The sequence below is a fragment of the Marinobacter sp. MDS2 genome (assembly GCF_030718085.1).
Classification (GTDB): Bacteria; Pseudomonadota; Gammaproteobacteria; order Pseudomonadales; family Oleiphilaceae; genus Marinobacter.
The window spans coordinates 663425-690127 of sequence record NZ_JAVAJF010000001.1; the positions used below are offsets into that span (position 1 = coordinate 663425).

Below are 26703 nucleotides of genomic sequence, written 5' to 3' on the forward strand. Positions count from 1 at the left end.
TCATAGACTTATGACTGGTTCCCGCTTCACCCACAGGTACCGAGAATGCTCAGGATCAACCGTGAAAACCTGAAATCCAGCCATCAGATGATCTGGTTCCTTATAGACTTTGCAATGCTGGGGCTGCTGATCGTCAACCTGGCGTTCATTATCTGGGATTCCATCTATAACTTTGTTGCTGTGCAGAACCTGCTAAAAGACTATCTGCCCGCCGCGCAGTCTGCCTATCACCCCATTCACGAACGCTTTATCTTTTACGACATGATCTTCGTGTGGATCTTCCTGAGCGAGTTCGTTGTCCGGTGGGGGTATTCTGTGAAGGCGAAGGTCTATGACCGCTGGTATTTCTACCCGTTCATCCATTGGTACGATCTGGTTGGCTGTATCCCCATCGGAAGTTTCCGTTTTCTGCGGGTATTGCGGGTTATTTCTATCGTATACCGCCTTCACCAGTACAAAATCATCGACTTCACCAACACCCGCATCTACACCTTCCTTGCGTTTTATTTCGACGCGTTTATGGAAGAGCTTTCAGACCGGATCGTGATCAAGGTGTTGACTGGCGTTCAGCACGAGATTCAACAAGGTTCTCCGCTGTTCGACCGAATCCAGAACGATATTCTATACCCCAGAAAAGCCATGCTCGCAGACTGGTTGTCTGACCGAGTTGCCCATGCCGCGGAGCAAGGTTATATGCCCAATCGAGGCGCGTTGCGAGCCTATCTGGAAGATCGGGTTGACCACGCTTTAAAGCAAAACCTGGAACTGTCCCGGCTCAAATACCTGCCGGTCGTCGGGCCGACCATTCAGGACACACTGGAAAATGCGGTGGGAGACATCGTCGCCAATGTCATACACCAGATACTTGAAGATCTTGCATCGTCGTCAAATCACGCGTTTATCGAGGACATCGTCAACGCCCTACTCCCCGACCCGGATGCAACGGCCGAAGAAGACAGCGATCAAGAGGCTTTGATTTCGTTGATTAATGAAATAATCGACGCGATAAAGGGGCAGGTTCGAGTGAAGCATTGGCGGAAGAACCTGCCGTAACAGCAGGTTCAAACCGATTCAGTAAAAGCGGGATTATACCGCCATCTCCGGCACATGATCCGGAACAATCAGAGGCCCACCGGTCTTTTCGGCAATCTCTTCAACAGAAACCCCCGGTGCCCGCTCTTTCAAAATGAAGGTACCGTTCTCGATTTCCAGATACGCCAAATCGGTCAGCACTCGTTTAATGCAGCCGGCCCCAGTCAAAGGCAGAGTGCACTTGCTTAGCAGCTTGGATTCACCCGTTTTCGAGGCGTGAGTCATGGTAACGATGATGTTGTCTGCACCGGCCACCAAATCCATCGCACCGCCCATTCCTTTGACCAGCTTCCCCGGAACCATCCAAGACGCGATGTTGCCCTGCACATCCACCTCAAACGCACCCAGTACCGTCAAATCAATGTGCCCACCGCGAATCATTGCAAACGATTCTGCCGAATCAACAATTGATGCTCCCACACGCGCCGTGACGGTTTGCTTGCCGGCATTGATCATGTCGGCGTCGATTTCTTCTTCCGTTGGAAACGCGCCCATCCCAAGCAGCCCGTTCTCCGACTGCAGCATTACCGATATATCGTCGGGCACATAATTGGCCACCAAGGTAGGGATACCAATTCCTAAATTGACATAAAAACCATCTTTCAGTTCGCTGGCGACGCGCTTTGCCATCTGCTCTCGTGATAAAGCCATGTGATTCTCCCCGGTTTTAATGAGTTGTTGTCCGTTATCAGGCCCTGATGGTGCGCTGCTCGATACGCTTCTCAAAAGTGCCGCAAATCAGGCGATCGACATAGATACCTGGCGTATGGATCTCTGCCGGATCCAGCGTTCCTGCTTCTACAATTTCTTCCACCTCAACCACGGTGATCTTTCCTGCTGTGGCCATCAGTGGGTTGAAGTTTTTGGCGGTATGTCGATAAATCACGTTGCCATAGGTATCGGCTTTCCAGCCTTTCACAATGGCAATATCACCGGTGATTGCCTGCTCCAAAACGTAGTTACGGCCATCGAACTCACGCACTTCTTTACCTTCCGCCACTTGCGTGCCATACCCCGTTGCGGTGAAAAAAGCAGGGATGCCTGCACCACCCGCACGCACACGCTCTGCGAGATTTCCTTGGGGGGTCAACTCAACCTCTAATTCGCCGTTCAACAGCTGCTGTTCGAACAACTTGTTCTCACCTACATAGGACGCAATCATGCGGCTGATCTGGCGGTCTTCCAGCAACAAGCCCAAACCGAAACCGTCCACACCACAGTTATTGGATACCACGGTCAGGTCCCGATTGCCTCGGCGCTTGATCTCAGCGATCAGGTTTTCCGGGATACCGCACAAACCAAAGCCACCGGCCAGAATAGTCATACCATCGGCCAAGCCTTCCAAAGCCTCCTCGTAAGAAGACACGCGCTTATCGAATCCAGCCATTTGTACCTCGTCGTTTCTTGTTAATGAGCACTCATTATTACGAACGACTTTTATTTGTTTAATCGAATTTTTCGGAGCAATTATTTCGAAAAACAAAACAATCGTGCGCTAGAATGTTACTCATACTCATCACAACGCCGAGTCCCATGAACGTAAAACAACTCAGATCATTTCTTGCCGTTGCCGAAACCCTCAGTTTCGTTATCGCCAGCGAAAGACTGCACACATCCCAATCGGCGTTGAGCATGGCCATTAAGGGTCTTGAGGATAGTTTGGGCGGGAAGGTGTTCGTAAGAACCACTCGGTCGGTGCAGTTAACACCGGAGGGAGAGTCACTACTACCGCTGGCAAGGAAGTTACTTGCAGACTGGGATTCCGTTCATCACGAACTGCAACAACGCTTTTCTCTTGGCATTGGCAAGGTCAGTGTTGCGGCTATGCCTTCGTTTGCCATCAACGTACTGCCAAGAGCCCTGAAGCAATTTCGGGCTTTGCATCCGAACATTTCAGTGCAAGTGCACGATGTTATTAATGAGGATGTCATCGATATGGTTCAGATCGGTGAAGTAGAACTGGGAATCGGCTTCAAGCCCTACCCGGCATCGCTGGCCTTCGAACCTTTGTTTAACGACCAGTTCGTGGCGATTGTTCCGCCCGAAACCGTAGCTGACAGCGAAGACTGCGTGGAGTGGGATGCTCTTTTAGAGCACCCATTTATATCGCTGCAAAAACCCTCAGCCGTGCATGCCTACCTTGAAGATAGCTTGCGAGATAGCAATCGGGTTCTGAAAACCGAACTGGAAGCCCATCAACTTTCGACCGTGGGCAAGATGGTCGCCACCGGCCTGGGGGTTAGCGTTGTACCCGCACTCTGCACCCCGCAGATGGAAGCTTTGGGGGCGAAGGTTTTGAAATTGAAAGACGCTCGTATTGAGCAACCGGTAGGGCTTATCTGGCATCGGGAGCGTGAGCGGTCGGCAGCCACTCGTGCGCTCTACGAAGTACTCAAGACAGCCCGGGCCGATCGGTCAGGATAAACGATGCTTAGCAAATCATCGTGCATCGAGGCCGAACGTCCGTGCCACCTGGCGTGATAGCATCAAGGGCTTGTTACTTATGGATTACAGCCCAGAACAGAGAGCCCTTAGCAATGCGATATACTCATTGCTAACATCGTAATCGGAGAAGCACCTTGAGGCTCGTTTGTATTTCGGACACCCACAGCCTGCACGGAAAAATACCGGACATACCGGCCGGCGACGTCCTGATTCATGCCGGCGACTGCCTTGGTGCCGGCACGTTGCAAAATGTGGAAGATCTTAATAGCTGGCTCGGCACCCTGCCCCACTTGCACAAAATCGTGATTGCCGGCAATCATGATTGGTCCTTCCAGGAAACACCAGAAATAGCCAAAGAAGCGCTCACTAACGCAACATACCTAGAGGATAGCGGCGTTGTAATCGACGGGGTTAGATTTTGGGGATCGCCTTGGACTCCCACATTCCTAGACTGGGCATTCATGCTGGATCGCGGGCAGGCCTTACACGATCGGTGGATACAGATTCCCGACGACACCGACATACTCATTACGCACGGCCCACCAAAAGGTATCGGGGATGAGGCCTCCTTGGGATTTCAGTGCCAAAATGTAGGGTGCGTAGACTTACTGCACCGCATTCAACAGTTGCAGTTGAAAGCGCATATTTTTGGCCACATTCATGAAGGCTATGGAGAGTACATTCTGGGTAAAACCCAGCTGATTAATGCCAGCACATGCACCGTTCGGTACGAACCAACGAACCCACCGATTGTTCTGGATATCTGAAAGTGAGGATGCGCCTGAATTGTCTGCCTGCTGATACGCCGGTGCTTGCTGCGGGCTTTGCCGATATTCCTGGGCGGCCGAACCTGGAAGCATTTCGGTACAATGAGGCCGCGGACATTTGAGGTAAAAATAATGACCAATAGAACAAAGTACGTCCTAAAAGATCTCCTAAAGCAATGCGACCCAAATGCTCCCATGCCACAGGCAGTGCGAGACTGGGATAACATAAAGCCTGTTGGGCGTGAGAAATATGAGGACGTATCGTTACGAAACGAATCTAGCGAATGGTCAATCACTCGGCCAAAGAGTGATTAGGTGAAACCATGAGTATGGCAGCAGGGACACTCACAGCACTGGCTATAGGCATTACCGGCGGAGCACTCTTGACCACATGGTGCCTATGGTCCCGGCACCAAGAAATAAAAGAAATGCGAAACGATAACCATCAAAGGAATGACGATAAGTGACGAACAGATGTACCTTGGTCGTTGTCGCTACAATCAGCCGACGTGAACCAGCTATCTAGCCAGTCCTTTCACACTGCGATTAACGGCCTCAAGAGCTTCCTCGGAAGGGTTTTGAAGCAGGTAATCCCTGATAGAGAGCGGCCGAAATTCAGTGAACAGATCCGTGGCGCGCTGAAACCATTCAAATGCCATCTGTTTGTTTTGCGCAGGAGTAATCTCTACCAATCCCTTATAAATGCCGAGGAATAGGTCTAGCTTCTTCACAGCGGCCTCTGGCATTTCCCTCTCTTCAGAAAGCCATGCTCGACTTTCTTGCTCATCTTTTGCCCCAGCAAGAACCGCTACGTCCAGAGGTGTCAGCCCTAGCTCTCCTTGGTGCTCGAGCATCCAGCGCAGTGCCGCGACGCCATGACTATTTCCGATCGTTTTCGGAAAGCTAAACTCCTCATCGCGAGGCACCGCCAACTCATCAGCATGAGCGGCATATGCGTCGAGGCCGTCCAACAACATCTTTTCAGAGAAGCGTTTTAAAGTCATTCCCTCCCCCAAAGAATCAACCGATACCTATATAAACTTTAGCAGGCGATTAATACATACAGCCATCAAAAACAGCTCAGATGACCGGCAATCTTCCTATTCCCCTGCAGACAGCACCGTTCACGGTCCTACTAGGCAGATTCGGGGCCCGTATTTCGGTAGGCTCCAATTCACATATTCAACGCCGGTAATTCCCCGTCACCGCTGCGGAAAAACCTAATCCTTTACACTGCCCTCTTCCGCAGTGACCAAGCCGCACCTGCCAACCTAGACTAAAGTCCAATATAAACACATGGGGCACCAATGATCTTATTTGGTATACCAAATAATTAAAAGGAAATACCATGGATCTCATGCAACAGTTTGTTGGTGAGCATTTCGTCCGTCAGGATTCGCTGGTACCTCACCTTGAGGGCACCGAGCTTTCCATCACCACTTGGTCCGCACGCTTCCTTGAGCAGCCTGTCGTCCTTGTGCAGTCTGAAGAGACTCCCAACAAAGGCGCCCTCGGCACTGTGGAGATTGACCTGATCTGTTCCGCTTTCGCCTACGCCGCTGAAAAGGGCTTGCCGGTGGTTCTCTACCTGAACTCTTCCGGGGCACGGCTCAACGAGGGAGATGGGATCCAGGCCTCGTTCCGTAAGCTTTTGAATGCTGCCCTTGCCTTCCGCTCCGAAGGACACCGCATTGTAGTGTTAATGGGTAAGAACGTTTTTGGTGGCGCCAGCTTGCTGGCGATGAGCGGACACACGCGCATTTATAGCGAAGCCACCCGCGTTTCCATGACGGGCCCCCGTGTAATGGAGGGGCAGCCAGAAAACCAGTCTCACGACATCCGCTCGATCATTGCTGCAGAAAACCGTGCTCGAAACGATGCTTTCGGCGTGTGGGCTGAGAGCTCGGATGACGTTAAGACACAGCTACATCAGGCGCTTTCACACGAGGACTCCGCCCATGGCGGCGCAGAACTGGTGAAAGCGTCGGAGCTGCCCTTTGAATCCTCTCGAGTAAAGGAGGATCCATCCGGCATTAACTGCACTGGTACTCAGCCGCCCCAAATCAACGACTTGCTGGCACTCATCTTGGCGATAGCCAAATGGGACCACTCGGATGAGTTAGCGCTTACCTGTGAGTGGTCATGCCACAGCCTCAATGCCGCTGACGAAAACGCATACCAAAGCTACTGGCTCTTTGCGGTGTCTGAAACCATTTACCGCAAACAAAAGTATGGCTGCCAGGTCACCTGTCACTTTGCCAAAGATGTCTCGGGGGGGCTCTACATAGCGCTCGCTGCCTCGGCAACAGAGGTCACGGCGGCCCCGGGTGTAGGTGTACAGGCTTTACCGTATGGAATCGTGGACCAAATCGTCACATCGGCAACGGCCGAGGAAAAAGAAATTGAGCTCATTGAGCTGGAAATAATTGATCGAATCGAAGGACCTCAATAATGAACAAGAACTTCTTTAACAGAATTCTGGAATCCGCCATTCAAGCCGGTGCAAAGCCTTTCCTAGTGGGCCCGTCCGGGGAGGAGTATTCCTACAACGACCTACTGGAAATCACCGCAAAGTTTGCCGAAATCCTTCGACAGCTTGGAGTACAGCCGGGTGACCGGGTTGCCGCCCAGATCCATAAAAGCCCACAAGGATTCTTCCTGTACCTAGCCACGTTAAGGGCCGGGGCCATCTTTGTACCTTTGAATACCGCCTACAAAGCCCGGGAAATCGAGTATTTCCTGAGTGACAGCAAGCCTGCGGTATTTTTCTGCTCCGAGGTCAGCGACAAGGAGAACCAGGAAGCGATTGAGGCCCATGTTAAGTTTGGCTCAGCACTCTTTGACGAGGCTGGCCATTGCGCTCTGTTGTCCGCCGAGGTGGCTTGTGAGCCTAATGCAGCGGCAGCGGAGCGAGCCGGTTCTGATGTCGCCATCATTATTTACACCTCGGGAACAACCGGCCAGCCCAAGGGCGCGATGCTCACCCACGACAACCTCGCATCGAACGGTCAGTCATTGACAGAAGGCTGGAAGTTTACGTCCTCCGACGTACTGCTTCATGCTCTGCCCATATTCCACGCCCATGGTTTGTTTATCTCGACCCATTGCGTACTTCTCTCGCAGAGCAAAGTGATCTTTCTAGAGAAGTTCGATGCCAGAGTGGTGCTGGAAAAGCTGCCTGAAAGTACCGTGATGATGGGTGTTCCCACCTTCTATACGCGCCTGTTAGCGGACCCCGACTTTAATAAAGATGTAACCCACTCTGTTCGCCTGTTCATCTCCGGCTCTGCACCACTGCTTGAGGAATCCAGCCAGCAATTCCTGGAGCGGACCGGCCACGTGATCCTCGAGCGCTATGGCATGACCGAATCCGCCATCATCACCAGCAACCCTTACGACAAAGAGCGCAAAATTGGCTCAGTTGGCTTGCCGATCGAAGGCGTTGAAGTCCGAGTGACGGCTGAGGATGGATCCGCCGCCAAGATTGGCGAAGTGGGCGGCATTGAGATCAAAGGCCCGGCGGTGATGAAGGGTTACTGGAACAAGCCCGAAAAAACCGCCGAAGAGTTCACCGGTGATGGCTGGTTTAAAACCGGTGACCTGGGACGGCTGGACGACGAGGGTTACCTCTTCATTGTCGGCCGCGGTAAGGATCTAGTCATCTCAGGTGGGTACAACGTGTACCCCAAGGAAGTGGAATTGGTTATCGACACCGCGCCGGGTGTGAAAGAATCGGCCGTTATCGGCGTCTCCCATCCAGACTTTGGCGAAGCCGTTGTCGCCGTGGTTGTGTTGGATGCCCCTTCGGAGCAAATCTCTGAAAACGTCATTAGCCTCTGCAAAGAAAATCTTGCCAGTTACAAGGTGCCAAAAGCTGTGAAGGTAGTTGAAGAGTTGCCTCGCAACGCCATGGGCAAAGTTGTTAAGGCCCAGCTGAGGACGGACAACGCCAAACTCTTTAAGTGATGCCTCCGTCAACACGCGAACAATAATGAGGTTTTTATGATTATAAGAACAATAGATAAAGTAGTAGGCAGGGTTGGTGACTTAAGTTTCCATCTCTCCCTGCTGGTGACGGTCTTCCTTGTCGTGGCGATCATCTGGGAAGTGGTCAACCGTTTTTTGTTCGGTACCTCTTCTGTCTGGGTGTCAGAGGTTTCCGGCTACCTCGTAGCATCTATCCTGTTCCTTGCCGCTGGAAGGGTCTACCGAGAGGGTGGCCATGTGAGCATGTCGATTTTTATCGACATGCTCACCGGCGCACCTAAATTTGCCTTGCTGGCACTGATTGATGTTTTGGTCCTAGGCTTAGCACTGGTGGTCGGCTACGCCACGTACGACATGGCACTGCTGTCGTACCAGCTCAATTGGCGGTCATCTACCACGCTGGCAATGCCTCTGTTTATTCCCCAAATGTTCATGCCAATTGGCGCTGCCGTCCTGGCCCTCGAAGCTATCAGGCTACTCGTTCGTAACATCTGCGGCGTTTGCCGAACAATGCAAGGAGCACAGGCATGATGGTCTTGATTGTTATCGCATCCCTGCTGATCATGCTCGCACTGGGCACGCCAGTCGCATTCTCATTAGGAATCTCGGCCCTGCTGGGCATCGTTTATATCGGCGGCTTTAGTGCTTCGTTTGCAGTGTCTGACATCATCTGGGGGACCGTCTCCGAGTTCGTTCTGGTTGCGATTCCCTTGTTTGTGTTAATGAGTGAGATCATCAACAGCTCGGGCGTCGGCAAGGATCTTTTCCGGAGTGTGGATAAGTGGTTTGGCTGGTTGCCAGGTGGGCTGGCCATCAGCACCATCGTTGCCGGGGCAATCTTTGGCGCCGTCAGCGGAACCGCCGTCGGTGTTGCGGCAGTGATCGGTAGCGTAGCTATTCCCGAAATGATGAAGCGCAACTACAGCAACGAGATGTCTTCGGGCACCGTAGCTGCGTCAAGTGGCTTGGGCATGATCATCCCTCCGAGCTTGCCGTTGATCATGTACGGTGTTGTGACCGAAACATCGATTGCCGACCTGTTCTCGGGTGCCCTGATACCCGGAATCGTCATCGTAGTAATGATGAGCGCGTACGTTGCATTTATCTCACTGAAAGAACGTAAAAAACCAGGTTTCGTGCGTATCGATTCGACCGCAGGCGAGCGTAAGGACCTGGGCTTTGGCAAATCGTTGGCCCTTGCTGGTCCGGTTATCTTCCTCATCGTCGTGGTAATTGGCAGCATCTATAACGGCATAGCCACCCCCACAGAGGCGGCCGCTATCGGTGTGTTCGGGGCCCTCGTGATTTCAGCGATGAAGGGCTCTCTGTCCTTTAAAAATCTCTCAGAAGCGCTGATCAAATCTACCAAGACCAACTGCATGCTGCTGGCTATCCTCGCCTTCGCCATGGTCTTCAGCTATGCCCTCAGCAATGCGCAGGTACCCCAGCAAGTTGCGGAAATGGTGATCTCGGCGGAGCTCAACAAGTGGACTTTCTTCATCATCGTGATGGTGATGCTGTTCTTCTTGGGCATGCTGCTCGATGCCATCTCTCTAGTGATCATTGCCGTGCCGATTATCTTTCCGGCGATGCTTGCCTACGGCTTTGACCCCATTTGGCTGGGTGTCGTGATCATGGTGAACATGTGCTTTGCCGTGATAACGCCGCCAGTCGGTCTATGTCTTTACGTTGTACGTGATAGTGTTGCCGGGCTCACCTTATCGCAGGTTGTTCGAGGCACCATCCCGTTCATCGTTCTGTACGCTGCAGCGATCGTCGTTCTATCGATGTTCCCGTCGCTGACAGCCCTTTATTAAGTGAACAATCTACAAAAACAATGAGGATTAACTAATGTCTCTAGGTAAATTTTTCTCACTCGTGCTGCTGGCGTCAGCCATATCTGTCTCGGCTAACGCGAAAGAAGTTATTCGACTAGGCCACTATTTCCCGACAGAAGACTTCCGCGGAAAAACGGCCCAGTACTTTGCGGATTCCCTGGATTCCAAGACTTTTGATGTGAAGGTCTTTCCTTCGGAGTCCCTTGTTAAAGGCCGAGACGGATTTATGGCCACCGCCAGAGGCACGGTGGATGTCTACAGCCTATTTGGCGGCTACGCAGTAGGCAGTGTGGATCTCATGCGGATCTTCACCATCCCGTTCCCGCCGAAGTCGATGAGCGATGCCAAGCTTCTGGAGTTTGCCAACGACCCGCGTGTGCTCGAAACCCTGGGAACGCAGTTTGAAAGATCACAGGTCAAACTGCTGGGCTTCATCAATTCCTCTGGCGATACTACTGTGTTCATGTCCGACCATGTTAAGGGCCTTGAAGGCTTTTCTGGCAAACGGATTCGGGGTGTGGGCGGATACACAGATCCTGCCCTACAGGACCTGGATGCCTCTGTCGTCTTTATGAGTGCGGCTGAGCAGTTCCTGCAACTACAAACCGGCGGCGTTGATGGCGTAATCACCACCAACTCTTCCTATGCTAACCTGGGTTTGTCTGAAGTTGCCCCGGCACGGCTGGACCGCTCCATTGTCCGTACGCCCTACGCTCTGGTGATGAACCTGCGCAAATGGAATCGTTTGGATGAGTCTGAACGCCAGGCAATTCGGGAAGCTGTTCAAAAGACCATCAAGTGGTCTGCAGACAACTTTGCGGAAGAATCTAAGCGCCTCGCTGACCTAGTTGAAGAGCAGTCCACGTCTGTGATCGAGCTTGAGGGTGAAGACGAACAACGTGTTAACGCACTGTCGACAAAATACCTGAGCGAGTTTTCCAAATCCTACGGTAAAGATGCGGACCTGTTGGTAAAGGTCTTTAAAGAATACAATAAGTAACCACCACTCTCGATGCCCCTTGGTCTTTTGCCCAAGGGGCATTTTTTCGCTAATGGAGAAGGGAGCTTTCTTTGGACAGGGATCAAATACAAAAAATCTTGGAAGAGCGGCTTCTGGATCGTTTCTATGTTTCCGGTGACCGGCTGAACGAACGAAGCCTGGCAGCGGAGTTTGGAGTGTCGCGAACCCCGATTAGGGAGGTTTTGGCACGCCTGCAGAGCGATGGGTTGGTCGAATACCGAGAACGAAGAGGGGTGTTCGTGAAAAAGGTTAACCTCAGCTATGTGCTGTCCCTTTTGGAGCTTCTTGCTGTATTAGAGTCATCCTGCGCAAGGCTGGCTGCACGCTCTGGCAGTGTTGAAGACAAACACAAACTCCTAGCTTTAGCAAAACTCACTATCGAGGGTGCCGAAACAGGTGTGGAGAAATACTCAGAATCAAACAAGCAGTTTCACGAATTGATGTACCACATGACGGGTAACGATGAATTAGTGAACACGGTATTCAATGCACGAAGAAAAGTAGCCCCATATCGTCGACAGATTCACCGAGTTGCCGGGATGACCTCCGAATCTGCGCATGAACACGTCTCGATTGCGGAGGCGATCATGCAAAGGAATGAAAAACTAGCGGCAGATTTGATGTTCCATCATCTGGACATGAGCCGCAGTGAATTCACGCCTTTTATTGCCTCGTTAGGCAAGGTTTTTTCTTGAATTTGGATCCCAGTGTTTTCGTTTTCTTGCCTGATCGGCCTTTCGATCCAGTCTAACCATTCTGCGTATTTGACGGAGGTTGTTTGTAATCCCCCCAATTCCTAATCGGCTATTTGAGTAGATAACGGAAAATCCTGTTCTAACGCCCTTCATTTCTCGCGAGAATTACTCAGCGGCAAACGATTAAAGCTGAGCCTCTAGATAAATCATCGTAACGAAAGTGCCATTTAGAGTCGTTAGCATCCCATGAAAGATACCCTATACGCTGATTTGAGAGTTCCTATGGACAACAAACGACGAAAATTTTTGCAAATGCTTTTGGTAAGTGGCTCGGCGGTAGCATTGAGCGCGTGCGGAGGAAGCGCGGAAGGCACGGGTTCCGCGCTCAAAACACCACCCCCATCAGGACAGGACACACCTCCCTCCCCCGGCTCGGGCGCAACGCCTCCGGAGGCTCTAGCTATGGAACTCCCTCTTACAGCCGGACCTCTCATGGGCATTGGTCCGCTTGAGAACAGCGGAGTAGATGACATAATGATTCCCGCTGACTTTGAGATTCGGCGCGTTGCCATATCCGGCCTCTTAGCCTCCACAGTCCTTCCCCTATCTTCTCCCGGTCAGGTCAACTACCTGTGGCATACCTTCCCAGATGGCGGTGCCGTATTTGATTTGGATGACGGCGGCTGGATCTATGTAAGCAACAGCGAAACCACATTAACCGGTGGTGTTGGCGCACTGAAGTTTGACCGAAATGGCCAGCTCACCGATAGCTACCCCATTCTCAAGAACACTCGACGGAACTGTGCCGGTGGACCAAGTCCTTGGCAAACTTGGCTGTCCTGTGAGGAGGTTAGTGATGGCCGGGTTTATGAATGCGACCCTCTGGGCACCCCCGGTACCGCTAGAGAACTTCCGGCTCTCGGAATCTTCAACCACGAAGCTGTCGCGGTAGATCTAAAAACAAAGACGCTCTATCTCACCGAAGACGCAGGAGACGGACGACTTTATCGCTTCCGGTCCAGCGGCATGGCGGTCTCAATTAACGGCAAGCCGGGATTGGACATGCAAAACGGCACTTTGGAAGCCTTGGAAATCGAAGGTTTTGAAGCGGGTGGCTATCAGGAAGACCTCACCGAAGCCCGCAAGGTCCACAGGGTTCGATGGGTCCCCATTCATTCTCCTGACCGCCCCCAAAGTGAGGTTCGCTCTGAAATCCAAAAGACGACTGGTGTAGGGGCTCCAGGAACTGTATTCAAAGGCGGCGAAGGCATCTGGATTCAGGAGCTCACGAAAGATAAGCAGCCTCGTGTGACTGGAGCTTCTCACCCTCTTCGTGCGGTCGTATATTTTGCGTGCAAAGGCGATAACCGAGTTTACGCACTCGACATCGATAACGAGCTAATTGAAGTTGTATTCGACAACGAACAACTTATGGCTCCGGACGTCCCATTTGATGATGTCGACAACATCACCATCTCGCCCATGGGAGATGTCATCGTTTCAGAAGATGGTGATGCGATGCGCCTGATGGTGATGAACCCAAACGGGCCATCCAAAATCTTGTTACAAGTACCCGGCGGCGGCAGTGAACTAACCGGTCCAGCATTTACTCGTAATGGCCAGTTCCTCTACTTCAGCTCTCAAAGAGGCAGCGCCATCGGTCCTGGACTTCTAGGGCTCGGCATAACCTATGAGGTGAAAGTTCCTAGTCGCTTCTTGAAGCGGCTAGTGAAGGCCTGATTAACGCCCTATTTATCGTCGATGACCCGTCCTGAATAAGATTTACACCTTCCTACTTGAGTTTACGGAGGGTGTAAATCTTATTCAGGACGGGTCAATCACGAAAAGGCCGGCAAAGATTCCAAAGGTTGCGCCAGCCAGAACTTCGATGAACCTGAGCCCAAGCAACATTCCGATGTCACCTCCCCCGAGAGAAAGTGCCTGTCCAATGAGAGCCGTTACTGCCGCCATTCCGGCAGCGTAGTTAACAGGTATAAAGTAGAAGGACAGAAAAGTCAGGGCCATAATTGTGGCCCACTCCAACCAGGGAATGGGTGGCAAAATACTGCTTAAAACAATTGCCAGAGCGAATCCCACAACGACGCCAATAACGTTTTGCACGCCCTTGCTTAACAATCGTCCCGAGTTTTCTGTTCCAAAAAACATGAACATGGCTACCAACACCGCCCATGGCCATCTTTCCGGTGAAATAAGAAATCCAGCCAGGGCTGCCGGCATTACCGCTGCCGTCACCTGTATCGCCCGCCGATGAGAAGAATGCATCCTTTTTTCCGAGAAACTGGCCGCATTTTCCGCCACGTCAACTCTCCGAAACTCAGCAACATCCTTCTGCTCAGCTTCCCGGGTAACCCAATCGGCTCTCGTGACTTCTGTTTTTTCAGTGAGGATCCGGGAGATTTCTGCTTCGCTTGCCGGCGCGCCGAGAAGTTCTATTTCAAAAGCGGTTCGCTGATCGAGTAACGCGGTCCGGCTGGAATCATCCAGTTTTGGATGCGTTGCTAATGACTGAATAACCGGCACCAGCTGCAACCCGAAAGCGTTAATGCCATGGCCGCCACCCAGCATGACCGTCATTCCGCTGAGCGGCATCAGCAGCATGCCCGCGACCAGGTTAGCTGGTGGCCTTTACTTGCCCGAGCCACCCATTCTCTGTTCTCCGTCTGATAATGCTAAATCAGGCGATGCTCTCGACAATGCCGCCCTCTACCCTCAGCGCCGAGCCGGTCGTGGCGCTGGCCTGGGGCGATGCGGCATAGACACACAGACTTGCCACCTCTTCAGGATCCGCGAATCGTTTGATAAGAGAGGAGGGGCGGTTTTCATCGCTTTTTCCGTCTCTATGTGAATTCTTTAAGGTATCCGAGGATCGAATGCGGCGCTAATCAACCGAAACGATAGGCTGAAAGCTGGCTCTTGAGCACCTGCTCCGAATAAACTTTTTGCCCCACACTCTCGCCGGCGGCACCCGCGGCCACCATAAGAGGGATCAGATGTTCTTCATGGCCTTGGGGGTGACAGTCATAGGCATAGGGTGCAGCTGACCAATTGGCCAAATTGGCCCACCGCTCACCGGGCTCAGCTTCCACAGCCGTGCTCAGCCAGTTGTCGAAAACCTCTGATCGTGGTGTGAACGCTGCGTTGCCATAACCGCGCATGTTATGAAAGCTCATACCACTGCCCACGATTAAAACGCCCTCCCGCCTCAGAGAGGCCAAAGCCCTTCCCGCCGCAAGGTGCGCCTCCGGGTCCAGATCCGCGCGCAGGGAAAGTTGGACAACCGGGATGTCTGCCTTGGGAAATATCAATTTCAACGGTATGAACATGCCGTGATCAAAGCCCCTTTCATGGTCTGCCCCGGCATCGAAACCAGCCTCTGTAAGAAGCCTCAACACGTGATCAGCCAAGTTGGGTGATCCGGGCGCCGGATACGTCAGTTCATAGGTATGCGCTGGAAATCCATAATAATCAAAGATCAGCTCCGGCTTCGTACTCCCGGTTACCCGAAAGTCTGACTCCAGCCAGTGCGCGGATATTAATAAAACCGCTCGCGGCTGGCGTGGTAGCGATACAGAAAGGTTTGCAAGGAAGTCTGCCATTCCATCCCATGCTTCGGGCGGGTTCCAGTCCATAAAGAAACAGGGGCCTGCTCCGTGAGGTATGAACCAGACCGGCTGTTCGATCTGGAGTGTGTCGAAGTCGGCCATAATCTTGTCACTCCCGTTAGTTCTTCTCGTGGGTATCGTGGATACTAAATTTATACTCACACTCTGAGCAGTAGAACCCTTAGAAAAGAACAACAGTTCCAACCAAGAGTTATTAAGGAACAAACCTTCTTGTCCCTGCAACCGCGCATTAACGATGGCATTCAAACTTTGACCTGTAACATCTCCTTGCATGTATTCATGCTTTTCATATTTTTCATTCGGATCCCGGTTACCTGGGGTTGGCTGGGACGGCCCGTGTGATTGCATGGCATCCGAAACCAATCACCACTCCCCAGAAGGCGGAGGACAATCCGAACAGCGATAGTCCGGAAGCGGTCACGATAAATGTGATCAGTGACGCCTCCCGCTGGCCCGCGTCTTCCAACGCCGCAAACAGGTTATTGGCGATGGCCCCCAGCAGGGCCAGGCCGGCCAATACCGCTACAAAGGCTGCAGGCAATGAGGTGAAGAGCGCCACGATCGTGCCGGCAAACAGACCACCCACCAGATAGAACACGCCATTGAATACTCCTGCTATGTAACGTTTCGAGGGATCCTCCTGAGCATCCTTGCCGGTGCAGATCGCAGCGGTAATGGCGGCAACTACCGTCGTGATTCCGCCGAACAATGCCATCGGCAGCGAGATGAGACTGGACACAGCGATAACCGGTTTGGCCTTCACCCTGTACCCGGCCCCCTGCAGAATTGCCATGCCTGGCAGAAACTGCCCCGTCAGGCTGACCAGTACCAAAGGTATAGCCAGGCTCAGGGTGGAACCGAGGTTCCATTCCGGGGTGATGAGCTGGGGGACAGCCATGCTCAACCGAACACCGGCCAGAGATGCATCCTCAAGCACCACCGCCAGTACTACCCCGACAATCAGAAGCAGGACCAGCGTGTATTTCGGCACCAGCCGGCGAAACACCACGTAGGCCAACAGCATGCCGATCGCCAGTGCCGGTGTGGATTCGATAGCCGTAAAGGCACCGACCCCGAACTGGAACAGGATTCCGGCCATCATCCCGGCGGCCACACCTTTTGGAATGGCCCTTACAAACGCATCGAACGTGCCCGAAACACCGATGACAAAGATAATCACGGCGGCGGTGATATAGGCACCTACTGCCTCGTTTAATGACAACTCCGGGAACAGGGTTACCAGAAGCGCCGTTCCGGGAGCGGACCAGGCAGTCACAATCGGTGCCTTGAGCCACAGCGACAGCAGGATTCCGGAAACGGCCGCGCCCATTGAAATAGCCCAGACCCAGGAGGTCATCATCTGGGTTGAAATATCCGCCGCCGCGCCGGCCTGGAAAAAGATGGCCAACGGCCCGGCGTACGAAACCAGCACCGCCAGGAAACCGGCCGCAACGGCGGATAACGACATGTCTCGGAAAAGCTGCGGCATGCTCAATTCCTTCTCATCTGATCTTCGGGAACGGAAAAAAGCCCCGGTCACTCACGCGCCGGGGCAAACGAGGGGTTCGACTGACAGTCTCCCTCAGGGGTGCATCAACGCTCCACAATTAATTAGTCGGGGCCAGTGCCGTTTCCGCCTCCGACTGAACAGGCTTCTCACCGAACCGCCGGCCCACCAGCGCAATGGCGACGGTGGCAATCGCGCCCGGAATTGCCAGCGCCAGGAAATTCACATGGTGCGGCAGGGCAAGAGCCAGCAGGGTGCCACCGAGCATGGGGCCGACGATGGCGCCGTTGCGACCGATTCCCGAAGCCCAGCCCAACCCGGTAGACCGTATGCTGGTTGGGTAGTACTGGGCCACGTAGGCGTACAACAGGATCTGCGATCCAATGGTCGTGGCGCCGGCGATTCCCATCAGGGTGTAGAGAACCCACATCGGGTTTTCATAGCCCAGGGTGATCAGAGAGCCCGACCCCAGGATGAAAAAGCTCACCATGACAGATCGCAGTGAAAAACGGTCGGCCAACCATCCACCGCCAACCGCGCCGACAATGGCCCCGATGTTCAGCACCATCAAGAACATCAGGCTGGAATCGAGCGGATAACCGGCCGCCGACATCAGTTTCGGCAACCAGGAGCCAAGTGCGTACACCATCAACAAGCAGTTAAAGAAGGCCACCCAGAACATCAGCGTGCTCATGGCACGGCCACCCCGGAACAGTTCCAGCACCGGCGCCTTGCTTTCTGTGGTCGGCGGAACAACGAGGACGTCCTGCTCGTTAATAGCTTTGAAAGGCGCCACCTGGCAAAGAATGTTCCGCGCCTCGCCCTCGCGCTTCTGGGCCATGAGGAATGCCACCGACTCAGGCAGGTATTTGATCATCAGGGGCAGAAGCAACATCGGCACAATGGCAAGATAGAACATGATCTCCCAGCCGAAATTGGGCACGATCCAGATACCCAGGCCTGCCGAAATCATGCCGCCCACGGCGTAGCCGCTGAACATGAGAGCCACGAGCGTGCTGCGTTTACGAGCGGGCGAATACTCGCTCATCAGCGACACCACGTTGGGCATTACACCCCCTATTCCAAGGCCGGCAATAAACCGAAGGATGCCGAACTGCCAGGCGTTGGTGGCAAAGCCGTTGATAACTGTGGTCAGACTGAACAGGACCACACACATCAGGATGACTTTCTTCCGGCCCCACTTGTCGGAGAGCATGCCAAAGCCCATGGCACCAAACATCATGCCGAACAAGGCACTGCTACCCAGCAAACCTGCCACATACGGATTGAGGTTCCACTGGTCCATTAGCAGCGGCAGAACCACGCCATAAATCACTAGGTCGTAGCCGTCAAAGATAATGATCAGGGTGCACCAGAAGAGCACCTTCCAGTGAAATTTGTTGAATGTCGCGTTATCAATAACGCCGTTGACGTCGATGTTTCTCATTGGTCTGTTTCTCCGAATACTATTGTTTTTGTCGGGAGTTCCTATCAATCTTTTTGCGTTAACCGCAGTCGCCGCCGGCCACGGGCAGGATGGTTCCGGTGATGTAATTGGCCGCATCGGAAGCCAGGAACAAAATCGGTTCCGCCTGCTCATCAAGGGTGCCGTAGCGGCGCATGAAGCTGGTGGCGTTGGTCTGGTCGATCAGGGTCTGGTACCAGGCCTGTTCCCGCTCGCCCTGTGCCTCGGTGTTGCGCGGCGTCAGCCGGGGAGGTGCCTCGGTGCCGCCTGGGGCCGTGGCGTTCACCCGGATGCCATGCTCGGCGTACTCGAAAGCCAGGTTTACAGTCATGGCGTTAACGCCGCCCTTGGCGGCGCCGTAGGGCACCCGCATCAGGCCACGGGTCGCCACCGATGAGACGTTCACAATGGCACCACCCTTCTGTTCCACCATGTAAGGCAGCACAGCGCGGCAGCACCACAGGGTCGGGAACAACGAGCGCTGGATTTCCTTCTGGATCTGTTCCGGCTGGTACTGCTCGAACGGCTGGGCCCAGATGGTGCCGCCCACATTGTTAACCAGGATGTCGATGCGGCCATACTGCCCATGGGCCTTGGCCATCACCATTTCCGCACCTTCCCAGGTTTCCAGGTTGGCCTGCACGGCCAGGGCTTCAGAGCCCTGATCGCGCAGCTCGGCGGCAACGCCCTGCACGTAGTCCGCGATGTCCACCAGGACCAGGCGGGCACCTTCGGCGGCGGCCAGTTCGGCCACTCGCCGGCCAATGCCCTGTGCCGCACCGGTGACCACCATCACCTTGCCTGTGAAACGCGGGGTCATGCCACTTTCTCCTCAGCCGCGGATACGCTCGGGGTGAACTTCTCGTAGTGGAAGGAGTTGGGCTCAATGCCCTGCTCCCGGAAGTAACCCAGTACCGCGTCAACCATCGGAGGCGGCCCGCACAGATACACGTCTACATCACCCTCGTTGATCGGTGCATCTTCCATGTGGTTGGTGACATAGCCCTTGCGGGGATGCGAACTTTCGTCGCTGGCCACTACCGTCTTGAAACTGAAGTTTTCAATTTCTTCGGCAAATTTTTCGAGGGCTTTCAGCCCCACCAGGTCATCGTCGTTGGTCACGCCGTAGATCATGTGAGTGGGCTGCTCGCAGCCTTTTTCCTTAAGGCTTTCGAGCATGGCCAGGAACGGAGCCAGGCCGGTACCACCGGCCAGCATCAGAACAGGGCGCTGGACCGGGCGCAGGTAGAACACACCCATGGGGCCGGTCAGGGTCACCTTGTCGCCAGTCTTGGCCTTGCCCACCAGCCAAGAGCTCATCAGGCCACCGGGCACGTTGCGGATCAGGAAGCTCAACTCGCGGCTGCCCGGGCGGGAGCTGAACGAGTAAGCACGGGTTTCCTCGGTGCCGGGCACCTGGATGTTTACGTACTGGCCCGGCAGGAAGCCGATATCGGCGTCTGCGGTAACCTTGAGTTCGATGGCGGTGGGGGAAATCAGGTTGACTTCACCCACGGTGCCGGTAACGGCCTCGTTACCGGCCTTGCTGCACAGGGATGCGGCCGCCGGAACCTCAACCACACAATCGCTGGAGGGCACCATCTGGCAGGTCAGCACCATGCCCTGTTCGGCTTCCTCGTCAGACAGCGCTTCGTCGATGTACTCGTCACCCATGTCAAACTCACCCTGGTGGCAGGATCCCTTACAGGTTCCGCAGACACCGTCGGAGCAATCCATGGGCAGGTTGATCTGGGCCCGGTAGGCGGCGTCGAGAACGGTTTCACCTTCATTGCAAGTGATGACCCGGGTAACGCCGTCTTCAAAATTAAGCGCGATGTTGTAACTCATGATGATGCTCTCCCCATCAATTACAGGTGATAGATATCAATCACCTGATTGATGTAATCGTTGCTAAGAACCACCTTCTTCTCGGTGATCAGCGGCTGCTCGCCACTGCAGTCCAGGGTGTAGAAAGACACGCCGAAGAAGGACTGGGTCTTGTGGTAACGGTGGCTGTTGGTCTGCCAGTTGAAACGCAGTTTTACGGTGTCGCCGTCCCGCTCCAGGATTTCCAGGTTGCTGGTCAGGTGAACGGTGCGCGGCTCCGGGATGGAACTGGCGCCAGAACGCTCGGTTTTCAGCCGGTAGACGCGGTCTTCCAGTCCACTACGGTTGGGGTAGTAGATCAGCGAGATCTCGGTCTGCGGATCTTCGGTCAGCTCGTCGTTGTCGTCCCAGGCCGGCATCCAGTAGGTAACGTCTTCGTGGTAGCACTTGAGCCACTCATCCCACTCCCGGTCGTCCAGCAGACGGGCTTCCCGGTAAACAAAAGCCTGGATCTGTTCGAAAGACATGCTCATTTGGAAGCCTCCTCGGTCAGGGAAATAAAGCGCGCGCGCTCGGTTTCAACAGCCTTGGTCATCTCTTCCACCCAGTGCTGGTGGTGCGTTACATACAGGCCTTCATCTTCCGGTTTGGCGCCACTGAGGATCGGCTTCAGGTCGATGCCCTTGGCCCAGTCGTCGGCGCCTTCAATCCATTGCTGGGCGCCACGGCTCATGTCGTTCCATTTGGTACCCTTGGCGTAGTAGCCCTGCTGGCAAGCGCGGAACTCTTCCAGATCATCCGGCGTGCCCATGCCGGACACGTTGAAGAAGTCTTCGTACTGACGAATGCGCTTGGCGCGGTTGTCTGCGGATTCACCCTTGGGTGCCCAGCAGTAGATGGTGATCTCGGTCTTGTTGACGTCAATCGGGCGCAGCACCCGGATCTGGGTGGAGAACTGGTCCATCACGTAAACGTTCGGGTACAGGCACAGGTTCTTGGTGGTGCGCACGATGAAGTCGGCCTTCGCCTCACCCACTTCCTTTTCCAGGCGCTCCAGTTGGTTGTATACCGGGCGTACTTCCGGGTTGGTCAGGCGGGTCCACAGCATCATGTGGCCGTTCTCGAAGGAGTAGAAACCGCCTTCGTTGGACCAGCTCTTGGCATCTACTGCCTCGGTGCCACCTTTCTCGTAGTTGCGCTGGCCCATAGTGGACAGGTAGTTCCAGTGCACGGTGCTTACGTGGTAGCCGTCGGCGCCGTTTTCGGCAGTCAGCTTCCAGTTACCTTCGTAGGTATAGGTGGACGCGCCGCGCAGGATCTCCAGGCCTTCCGGCGCCTGGTCCACGATGGCGTCAAGCACCTTGGTGGTCTCACCCAGGTACTCTTCCAGCGGCAATACGTCGGCGTTCAGGCTGCCGAACAAGAAGCCGCGGTAGTTTTCGAACTTCGGCAGATGTTTCAGGTCGTGGGAGCCGTCCACGTTAAAGCTGTCCGGGTAACCGCCCTTCTTCTGGTCCTTGGCCTTCAGCAGCTTGCCGTCGTTCTTGAAGGTCCAGCCATGGAACGGGCAAGTGAAGGAGGTCTTGTTGCCGCGCTTCTTGCGGCACAGGGTCGCCCCGCGGTGGGTACAGGTGTTCAGAATTGCTTTGAGCTCGCCATCCTTGGTCTTGGTGATGATCACCGGCTGACGACCCACTGTGGTGGTGTAGTAGTCGCCCGGATTCTCGATCTGGCTCTCGTGCGCCAGGAAAATCCAGTTGCCTTCGAAGATGTGTTTCATCTCCAGTTCAAACAGCTCTTCGTCGGTGAAGATGCTGCGGTCACAGCGGTAGTGGCCGGTTTGTGCATCGGCTTCCACCGCGTTGCGGATCGTTTTCTCAAGTCGGTCGAGTTGGCGAGTCATGTTCGTCACTCCATTTTGTTGTTGTGAAAACCGTTTTTCGGGCGTGTGGGCCCCCTGACCGGCCTGCGTTCACAGGCCGGTCGGATCACAAGAACATTGGGATTAAAGGGTTGGAATCAGGCCGCTTCGCCTTCCAGGGCGCGCTTGCGCTCTTGGCGGCTTTGCAGCTCAGGCTTGTCGGTAGCAACCAGCTGGATGTTGAACTCCACTTCGGTGAACGGCTTGTTCAGGCCGAACTGCTCAGCCTTGGCCGGGTCTTCGATGCGGTTGGCTTCAACCACCAGCTCTTCACGGGTAGCGAAGGCGAAGTCGTCGTAGGTGTACTCGTCACCGGCCAGGTTGATCTGGGTGGTCAGGTGCTTGTAGCCCGACTTGGAGGCAAAGAAGTGGATGTGCGCCGGGCGGTTACCGTGGCGACCCAGCAGGTTCAGCAGGGCCTGGGTGGAACCTTCAGGCGGACAGCCGTAACCAGACGGGATGATGGACTGCGCGATGTACCGACCGTTTTCGTCGGTGCGAATACGGCGACGCAGGTTGTACTCGGTCTGGGACTGATCAAAGTAGGAGTAGTTGCCCATGGTGTTGGCGTGCCAGACATCCACCACCGCATTTACCAGAGGGGCGCCGTTCTCGTCAGTCACCTGACCGGTCAGGATCATGGTCTCGGCGCTTTCGTCGGAACCATCGTCCATGCGGGCAAAGCCTTCGCTCATGGGGGCACCGGCTACATACAGCGGGCCTTCAATGGTGCGCGGCGTGCCTCCGGCCAGGCCGGCTTGCTCGTCTTCGGCATCCATGCGGATGTCCAGGTACTTGTCCATGCCCAGGCCTGGCGCCAGCAGGGCGGCTTCGCCGTTCTTGCCCAAGTCACCAACGTAGTAAACGGCCTGCCAGAACTCTTCGGCTGTCACGTCAAAGTCTTCAACAATCTGGAAAATATCGTGCATCAGACGATGAACGATTTTCTTTACTCGCTCGTTTCCACCTTCCTGATTGAAGCCGGCCACTTTCTCCAGCAGGTCCTTCACGTCCGCAGTATGCATAGTTTTAACGGTCATGATTGTTCTCCTCGGTTACTGTTATTTTTGTTGCTCGTATCAGTTCATCAGTTGGCAACAAAGGGTGTGATTAACGGTCATCCTCATGGATAGAAGACGGGTGCCGGCACAAGGGCGCGACGGTGATATCCATATAAGGGAACAGCGGCAGGTTGCTGATCAGGTCTTGCAACTCGGCGTTGTCTGCCACGTCAAAGATACTGACGTTGGCGTAGCTGCCCGCCACTCGCCACAGGTGACGCCACTTACCCTGTTTTTGCAGGTCCTGGGCGTAGGCTTTTTCCCGGGCCTTGATGTCCGCAGCGACTTCGGCGGGCATGTCGTGGGGGATGTTCACCTTCATCTCAACTTTGAACAGCATGTGCTTTCCTCCGTTTACTGAATCTTTTGGCGTATCAGGCTTTGCGGCGATACCGGTCCAGCTTGTCTTCATCAATTTCGATACCCAGGCCCGGGCCCTGCGGCAGATCGACACCGTTGTTGTGGAAGTTCAGCGGCTTGACCACGATGTCGTCTTTCATCAGCAGCGGGCCGAACATCTCCGTGCCCCAGTGCAGGGTTTCGAGCGTGGACCACGCATGCAGGGATGCGACCGTGCCGATGGTACCTTCCAGCAAGGTGCCGCCGTACAGGCCGATACCCGCGGCCTGGGCCACCTTCGCCTGGGCCAGTGCCTTCATCGGGCCACCCGCCTTCGCAATTTTCATCGCCACGGCGCCGCTGAAACCGGCGGCCGCCAGGCTGTACATGTCCTTGGCGTCTGCCACGGCCTCGTCGGCCAGGATGGGCAGGTGGAACTTTTCAGACAGCCGTACCAAGGCGGCGTAATCCTTCATCGGGGTGGGCTGCTCTACCAGATCAATACCGGCCGCCTGCAATTCCGCCATACCTTTGGCGGCCGTGGCTTCGTCCCAGGCCTGATTCACATCCACACGGACACTGGCGCTGTCACCGACCGCTTCTTTGATCGCCGCCACATGACGAACATCGTCCATCACCGGACGGGAGCCGATCTTGAGTTTGAAGTCACAGTGGCGACGCGCTTCGATCAGATCCAGGGCCTCTGCGATATCTTTGCCGGTATCGCCACTGGCCAGCGTCCAGAGCACCGGAATGTGCTGGTGCAGTGCGCCACCGAGCAGGTCCGACACCGGGCGGTTCAGGCGTTTGCCCTGAAGGTCCAGCAAGGCGGTTTCAATGGCCGACTTGGCCAGGTTGTTGCCGCGGGTGGAGCGGTCTAACATTACCCTGAGGGTATTGATATTGCTGGCAGGCTGATCAATCAGTTGCGGTTTGAAATAGGTATCAATGGTAAGCTTTACACTTTCCGGGCTTTCGGGGCCATAGGCCAGGCCACCGATGGTGGTCGCCTCACCCAGGCCTTCCAAGCCATCAGAGTCCCTCACGCGCACAATCACCATGGTTTGAACCCCCATGGTTGTCATCGAAAGCTTGTGCGGGCGGATGGTCGGGATATCGACCAGGATGACTTCAAGGGACTGAATGGTGGCTGACATAACTACTCCGAATCGCAAGGTAAAAATCCTGTGATTCAAACAGTACGAAGTTTCACTGACGTGAACCAATATTGATTAAGTAATAACCGATACCCTGGAGGTATGGATGGAGCTGAGACACTTGCGGTACTTCGTCGCAGTGGCCGAAGCAGGCAACCTGACCCGCGCCGCCGAAAAGCTGTTTATTGCGCAACCACCCCTGACCCGGGCGATCAAACAGCTGGAACAGGAAGTAGGTGTGGAATTATTTATTCGCAAACCACGGGGCCTGGAGCTGACCACCGGCGGCGAGTACTTTCTGGAGCAGGCCAAGCAGGTACTGGACAAGGTTAATGCCACCGTAGACGACACCCGCCGGATCGCCCAGCACCGGAAAACCCTATTCTCGATCGGCTTCGTGCCCTCGGTGTTCTACGGACAGTTACCCCTGATGGTGCGCCGGCTTCGGCAGAACAAAAACCTGGAGATTGTGCTGCACGAACTGAAAACCCGGGAGCAGATAGAAGCCCTGAAAGCGGGAAAGATCGATATCGGCTTTGGCCGCCTGAACATTCAGGACCCGGATGTCGAACAGGAACTTCTCTTCGACGAACCCATGATTGCAGCCCTGCCTGCCTGCCATCCGCTCAGCCGGCATCCACCTTCGATGAAAGAACTCTCTGAGGTACCCATGATCACCTTTCCAGCCGGCGCCGGCCCCAACTTTTCCGATATTACCCAGGGCCTGTTTCACCGTCGCGGCCTCAGAGCACATGTCATCCAGCAAGTGAACGACCTGCAAACCGCCTTGTCCCTGGTGGCCTCTGACATGGGTTTTACCCTGGTGCCGGAGCAGGTGCGCCGGCTGCAACGTGAAGGGGTGGACTATATGCCGCTGGAGGATGACAACATTACCACGCCGGTGATCGCCTCCCGCCGAAGAGGAGAAAGCCCCAACGCAGTCATGCGCCTGACAAATACGATTCTGGGGGAGTTGATCGAAAACCGGGTGATGGGCCGGTATCCCTGAGCATCAGCGAGCGGTTTGCCGGACCTTTTCGGCTACTGCCTGCAGGCGGGGCAGGTAGGTGTTCATCAGGGTATCCATATCCACCCGTGCGGCGTTGGTACTGATGTTCAGTGCCCCCAGCAACTCGCCACTGCCAGCAAACGCTGGCACTGCCACCGAGCGCAGCCCCTGATCCAGTTCCTGGTCAACCATCGCATAGCCCTGCTCGCGAACCTTATCTATTTCTTTCCGGAGCGCCTGCTGGTCGGTAATGGACAACCCGGTATAAGGCTCAAGACTGACCCTGTCGAGATACGCTTTCAACTCATGCTCCGGCAACTGGGCCAATAACACCCGCCCCATCGAGGTATAAGCCGCAGGCAAGCGGGTGCCGACCGACAAGGTAATGGCCATCAACCGGTGGCGGGCCGCCGAGCGCACCACGTAAACCACGTCATCACCATCCAGGACGGCCAGAGAAGACGACTCCCCGAGTTCAGCTGTCACGTCTTCAAGGTACTGTTGAATCACAGCCCGATACTGGTTTGACACCTGGTAGGCATAACCCAGCTGAAGCACCCGGGGGGTCAGCTCAAACTGCCGGCCGGTTCGCTTCACAAAGCCCAGTGCGTGCAGCGTCAGCAGGAAGCGCCGAGCCTTGGCCCGATCCATCTCGGTGCGGGCTGCCACTTCGCTCAGGGTCATTCGTGGGTGCTCCGCATCAAAAGCCTGTAAAACCTCCAGCCCCGAAGCCAACGCTCCCACGTAATCCCGATCACCGGGCTTGAGAATCTGCTCGTCCATTCTGACTCCTTAAGTACCGTTACTGGCCTTAGTTTCGCACGCCCACAGCGTGTTCGCACAACGAACAACTGTACATTTTACCTTGTGAACAAAATTTGTACTTGACGACCCAAAACCAATCGCGCCATCATGTTCGCATATTAAA

27 protein-coding genes are annotated in these 26703 nt (G+C 54.7%); 11 read left to right on the forward strand and 16 right to left on the reverse strand.

Going from position 1 to position 26703, the window contains the following annotated elements:
* Positions 1-45 precede the first annotated feature (45 nt).
* Entirely contained in the window at positions 46-1053 is a 1008-nt protein-coding gene (locus tag Q9245_RS03165; protein WP_305895801.1) for a hypothetical protein, read from the forward strand.
* Positions 1054-1086: 33 nt separating this feature from the next.
* Here the strand turns inward: Q9245_RS03165 and Q9245_RS03170 are convergent, their stop codons facing one another.
* Positions 1087-1743: a CoA transferase subunit B gene (locus tag Q9245_RS03170; protein WP_305895802.1), complete on the reverse strand. Its 657-nt coding sequence runs from the start codon at positions 1741-1743 to the stop codon at positions 1087-1089.
* A 37-nt stretch (positions 1744-1780) separates the two neighbouring features.
* Positions 1781-2479, reverse strand: a complete 699-nt coding sequence (locus Q9245_RS03175) for a CoA transferase subunit A (RefSeq protein WP_199006663.1) — start codon at positions 2477-2479, stop codon at positions 1781-1783.
* A 146-nt stretch (positions 2480-2625) separates the two neighbouring features.
* Between Q9245_RS03175 and Q9245_RS03180 the strand changes: the two genes are divergently transcribed.
* Together Q9245_RS03180 and Q9245_RS03185 are read left to right on the forward strand one after the other, a co-directional pair.
* On the forward strand, positions 2626-3516 hold the full coding sequence (locus Q9245_RS03180) for a LysR family transcriptional regulator (RefSeq protein ID WP_305895803.1): 891 nt from the start codon (positions 2626-2628) through the stop codon (positions 3514-3516).
* 155 nt (positions 3517-3671) lie between these two features.
* Complete coding sequence (locus tag Q9245_RS03185; RefSeq protein WP_305895804.1) at positions 3672-4304, forward strand: metallophosphatase domain-containing protein; 633 nt, start codon at positions 3672-3674, stop codon at positions 4302-4304.
* A 518-nt stretch (positions 4305-4822) separates the two neighbouring features.
* Here Q9245_RS03185 and Q9245_RS03190 read toward each other — a convergent pair.
* Positions 4823-5308 carry a hypothetical protein gene (locus tag Q9245_RS03190; RefSeq protein WP_305895805.1) on the reverse strand — a complete coding sequence of 162 codons (486 nt, stop codon included), beginning with the start codon at positions 5306-5308 and terminating at the stop codon, positions 4823-4825.
* Positions 5309-5652: 344 nt separating this feature from the next.
* On the opposite strand from Q9245_RS03190, the gene Q9245_RS03195 reads away from it, so the two are divergent.
* The 7 genes from Q9245_RS03195 (at position 5653) to Q9245_RS03225 (ending at position 13585) form a co-directional block, all read left to right on the forward strand.
* The gene (locus Q9245_RS03195; RefSeq protein ID WP_305895806.1) at positions 5653-6756 is read left to right on the forward strand and encodes a hypothetical protein; all 1104 of its coding nucleotides are present in this window, start codon (positions 5653-5655) and stop codon (positions 6754-6756) included.
* A complete protein-coding gene (locus tag Q9245_RS03200; RefSeq protein ID WP_305895807.1) occupies positions 6756-8270 on the forward strand; it encodes an AMP-binding protein in 1515 nt (504 codons plus the stop codon). The genes Q9245_RS03195 and Q9245_RS03200 overlap by 1 nt, the downstream gene beginning before the upstream one ends.
* Positions 8271-8306: 36 nt before the next feature.
* Positions 8307-8822 carry a TRAP transporter small permease subunit gene (locus Q9245_RS03205; RefSeq protein ID WP_114333303.1) on the forward strand — a complete coding sequence of 172 codons (516 nt, stop codon included), beginning with the start codon at positions 8307-8309 and terminating at the stop codon, positions 8820-8822.
* Positions 8819-10108, forward strand: coding sequence for a TRAP transporter large permease (locus tag Q9245_RS03210; RefSeq protein ID WP_305895808.1), 1290 nt, complete (start codon positions 8819-8821; stop codon positions 10106-10108). The genes Q9245_RS03205 and Q9245_RS03210 overlap by 4 nt, the downstream gene beginning before the upstream one ends.
* A gap of 34 nt (positions 10109-10142) precedes the next feature.
* Positions 10143-11129 carry a TRAP transporter substrate-binding protein gene (locus Q9245_RS03215; RefSeq protein ID WP_305895809.1) on the forward strand — a complete coding sequence of 329 codons (987 nt, stop codon included), beginning with the start codon at positions 10143-10145 and terminating at the stop codon, positions 11127-11129.
* A 71-nt stretch (positions 11130-11200) separates the two neighbouring features.
* Positions 11201-11845 carry a GntR family transcriptional regulator gene (locus Q9245_RS03220; protein ID WP_305895810.1) on the forward strand — a complete coding sequence of 215 codons (645 nt, stop codon included), beginning with the start codon at positions 11201-11203 and terminating at the stop codon, positions 11843-11845.
* Positions 11846-12307: 462 nt separating this feature from the next.
* Positions 12308-13585, forward strand: coding sequence for an alkaline phosphatase PhoX (locus Q9245_RS03225; RefSeq protein WP_305895811.1), 1278 nt, complete (start codon positions 12308-12310; stop codon positions 13583-13585).
* An 84-nt stretch (positions 13586-13669) separates the two neighbouring features.
* Here Q9245_RS03225 and Q9245_RS03230 read toward each other — a convergent pair whose 3' ends face one another.
* From Q9245_RS03230 to Q9245_RS03285, 12 genes are all read right to left on the reverse strand, one after another.
* Positions 13670-14464 (reverse strand): FUSC family protein, encoded by a 795-nt coding sequence (locus Q9245_RS03230; RefSeq protein WP_305895812.1) that lies wholly within the window; start codon positions 14462-14464, stop codon positions 13670-13672.
* 76 nt (positions 14465-14540) lie between these two features.
* Positions 14541-14738 carry an SDR family oxidoreductase gene (locus Q9245_RS03235; RefSeq protein ID WP_371824803.1) on the reverse strand — a complete coding sequence of 66 codons (198 nt, stop codon included), beginning with the start codon at positions 14736-14738 and terminating at the stop codon, positions 14541-14543.
* A 10-nt stretch (positions 14739-14748) separates the two neighbouring features.
* Entirely contained in the window at positions 14749-15570 is an 822-nt protein-coding gene (locus Q9245_RS03240; protein WP_305897159.1) for a class III extradiol ring-cleavage dioxygenase, read from the reverse strand.
* 229 nt (positions 15571-15799) lie between these two features.
* Positions 15800-16978, reverse strand: a complete 1179-nt coding sequence (locus tag Q9245_RS03245; RefSeq protein ID WP_305895813.1) for a benzoate/H(+) symporter BenE family transporter — start codon at positions 16976-16978, stop codon at positions 15800-15802.
* Positions 16979-17096: 118 nt separating this feature from the next.
* The gene (locus Q9245_RS03250; protein WP_305895814.1) at positions 17097-18443 is read right to left on the reverse strand and encodes an MFS transporter; all 1347 of its coding nucleotides are present in this window, start codon (positions 18441-18443) and stop codon (positions 17097-17099) included.
* Positions 18444-18501: 58 nt separating this feature from the next.
* A complete protein-coding gene (benD, locus tag Q9245_RS03255) occupies positions 18502-19281 on the reverse strand; it encodes a benzoate diol dehydrogenase BenD (RefSeq protein WP_305895815.1) in 780 nt (259 codons plus the stop codon).
* Positions 19278-20309, reverse strand: coding sequence for a benzoate 1,2-dioxygenase electron transfer component BenC (benC, locus tag Q9245_RS03260; RefSeq protein WP_305895816.1), 1032 nt, complete (start codon positions 20307-20309; stop codon positions 19278-19280). The genes benD and benC overlap by 4 nt, the downstream gene beginning before the upstream one ends.
* A gap of 20 nt (positions 20310-20329) precedes the next feature.
* Positions 20330-20821 (reverse strand): benzoate 1,2-dioxygenase small subunit, encoded by a 492-nt coding sequence (gene benB / locus Q9245_RS03265; RefSeq protein WP_305895817.1) that lies wholly within the window; start codon positions 20819-20821, stop codon positions 20330-20332.
* Positions 20818-22191, reverse strand: a complete 1374-nt coding sequence (locus tag Q9245_RS03270) for a Rieske 2Fe-2S domain-containing protein (RefSeq protein WP_305895818.1) — start codon at positions 22189-22191, stop codon at positions 20818-20820. Before Q9245_RS03270 ends, benB begins: the two co-directional genes overlap by 4 nt.
* Positions 22192-22307: 116 nt before the next feature.
* Complete coding sequence (gene catA / locus Q9245_RS03275; RefSeq protein ID WP_305895819.1) at positions 22308-23249, reverse strand: catechol 1,2-dioxygenase; 942 nt, start codon at positions 23247-23249, stop codon at positions 22308-22310.
* Between the two features lie 70 nt (positions 23250-23319).
* The gene (gene catC / locus Q9245_RS03280; protein WP_058342332.1) at positions 23320-23610 is read right to left on the reverse strand and encodes a muconolactone Delta-isomerase; all 291 of its coding nucleotides are present in this window, start codon (positions 23608-23610) and stop codon (positions 23320-23322) included.
* Between the two features lie 34 nt (positions 23611-23644).
* Entirely contained in the window at positions 23645-24766 is a 1122-nt protein-coding gene (locus tag Q9245_RS03285) for a muconate/chloromuconate family cycloisomerase (RefSeq protein ID WP_305895820.1), read from the reverse strand.
* Between the two features lie 106 nt (positions 24767-24872).
* Between Q9245_RS03285 and Q9245_RS03290 the strand changes: the two genes are divergently transcribed.
* The gene (locus Q9245_RS03290; protein ID WP_305895821.1) at positions 24873-25775 is read left to right on the forward strand and encodes a LysR family transcriptional regulator; all 903 of its coding nucleotides are present in this window, start codon (positions 24873-24875) and stop codon (positions 25773-25775) included.
* Positions 25776-25778: 3 nt separating this feature from the next.
* Here the strand turns inward: Q9245_RS03290 and Q9245_RS03295 are convergent, their stop codons facing one another.
* On the reverse strand, positions 25779-26558 hold the full coding sequence (locus Q9245_RS03295; protein ID WP_305895822.1) for an IclR family transcriptional regulator C-terminal domain-containing protein: 780 nt from the start codon (positions 26556-26558) through the stop codon (positions 25779-25781).
* Positions 26559-26703 lie beyond the last annotated feature (145 nt).

What these genes read in the sequence shown, in the direction of transcription:
- Q9245_RS03165 (WP_305895801.1), top strand. Translation starts at nt 46, where the DNA reads ATGCTCAGGATCAACCGTGAAAACCTGAAATCCAGCCATCAGATGATC.
- Q9245_RS03170 (WP_305895802.1), bottom strand. Translation starts at nt 1,743, where the DNA reads ATGGCTTTATCACGAGAGCAGATGGCAAAGCGCGTCGCCAGCGAACTG.
- Q9245_RS03175 (WP_199006663.1), bottom strand. Translation starts at nt 2,479, where the DNA reads ATGGCTGGATTCGATAAGCGCGTGTCTTCTTACGAGGAGGCTTTGGAA.
- Q9245_RS03180 (WP_305895803.1), top strand. Translation starts at nt 2,626, where the DNA reads ATGAACGTAAAACAACTCAGATCATTTCTTGCCGTTGCCGAAACCCTC.
- Q9245_RS03190 (WP_305895805.1), bottom strand. Translation starts at nt 5,308, where the DNA reads ATGACTTTAAAACGCTTCTCTGAAAAGATGTTGTTGGACGGCCTCGAC.
- Q9245_RS03195 (WP_305895806.1), top strand. Translation starts at nt 5,653, where the DNA reads ATGGATCTCATGCAACAGTTTGTTGGTGAGCATTTCGTCCGTCAGGAT.
- Q9245_RS03200 (WP_305895807.1), top strand. Translation starts at nt 6,756, where the DNA reads ATGAACAAGAACTTCTTTAACAGAATTCTGGAATCCGCCATTCAAGCC.
- Q9245_RS03205 (WP_114333303.1), top strand. Translation starts at nt 8,307, where the DNA reads ATGATTATAAGAACAATAGATAAAGTAGTAGGCAGGGTTGGTGACTTA.
- Q9245_RS03210 (WP_305895808.1), top strand. Translation starts at nt 8,819, where the DNA reads ATGATGGTCTTGATTGTTATCGCATCCCTGCTGATCATGCTCGCACTG.
- Q9245_RS03215 (WP_305895809.1), top strand. Translation starts at nt 10,143, where the DNA reads ATGTCTCTAGGTAAATTTTTCTCACTCGTGCTGCTGGCGTCAGCCATA.
- Q9245_RS03225 (WP_305895811.1), top strand. Translation starts at nt 12,308, where the DNA reads ATGGAACTCCCTCTTACAGCCGGACCTCTCATGGGCATTGGTCCGCTT.
- Q9245_RS03230 (WP_305895812.1), bottom strand. Translation starts at nt 14,464, where the DNA reads ATGCTGCTGATGCCGCTCAGCGGAATGACGGTCATGCTGGGTGGCGGC.
- Q9245_RS03240 (WP_305897159.1), bottom strand. Translation starts at nt 15,570, where the DNA reads ATGGCCGACTTCGACACACTCCAGATCGAACAGCCGGTCTGGTTCATA.
- Q9245_RS03245 (WP_305895813.1), bottom strand. Translation starts at nt 16,978, where the DNA reads ATGCCGCAGCTTTTCCGAGACATGTCGTTATCCGCCGTTGCGGCCGGT.
- Q9245_RS03250 (WP_305895814.1), bottom strand. Translation starts at nt 18,443, where the DNA reads ATGAGAAACATCGACGTCAACGGCGTTATTGATAACGCGACATTCAAC.
- benD (WP_305895815.1), bottom strand. Translation starts at nt 19,281, where the DNA reads ATGACCCCGCGTTTCACAGGCAAGGTGATGGTGGTCACCGGTGCGGCA.
- benC (WP_305895816.1), bottom strand. Translation starts at nt 20,309, where the DNA reads ATGAGTTACAACATCGCGCTTAATTTTGAAGACGGCGTTACCCGGGTC.
- benB (WP_305895817.1), bottom strand. Translation starts at nt 20,821, where the DNA reads ATGAGCATGTCTTTCGAACAGATCCAGGCTTTTGTTTACCGGGAAGCC.
- Q9245_RS03270 (WP_305895818.1), bottom strand. Translation starts at nt 22,191, where the DNA reads ATGACTCGCCAACTCGACCGACTTGAGAAAACGATCCGCAACGCGGTG.
- catA (WP_305895819.1), bottom strand. Translation starts at nt 23,249, where the DNA reads ATGACCGTTAAAACTATGCATACTGCGGACGTGAAGGACCTGCTGGAG.
- catC (WP_058342332.1), bottom strand. Translation starts at nt 23,610, where the DNA reads ATGCTGTTCAAAGTTGAGATGAAGGTGAACATCCCCCACGACATGCCC.
- Q9245_RS03285 (WP_305895820.1), bottom strand. Translation starts at nt 24,766, where the DNA reads ATGTCAGCCACCATTCAGTCCCTTGAAGTCATCCTGGTCGATATCCCG.
- Q9245_RS03290 (WP_305895821.1), top strand. Translation starts at nt 24,873, where the DNA reads ATGGAGCTGAGACACTTGCGGTACTTCGTCGCAGTGGCCGAAGCAGGC.
- Q9245_RS03295 (WP_305895822.1), bottom strand. Translation starts at nt 26,558, where the DNA reads ATGGACGAGCAGATTCTCAAGCCCGGTGATCGGGATTACGTGGGAGCG.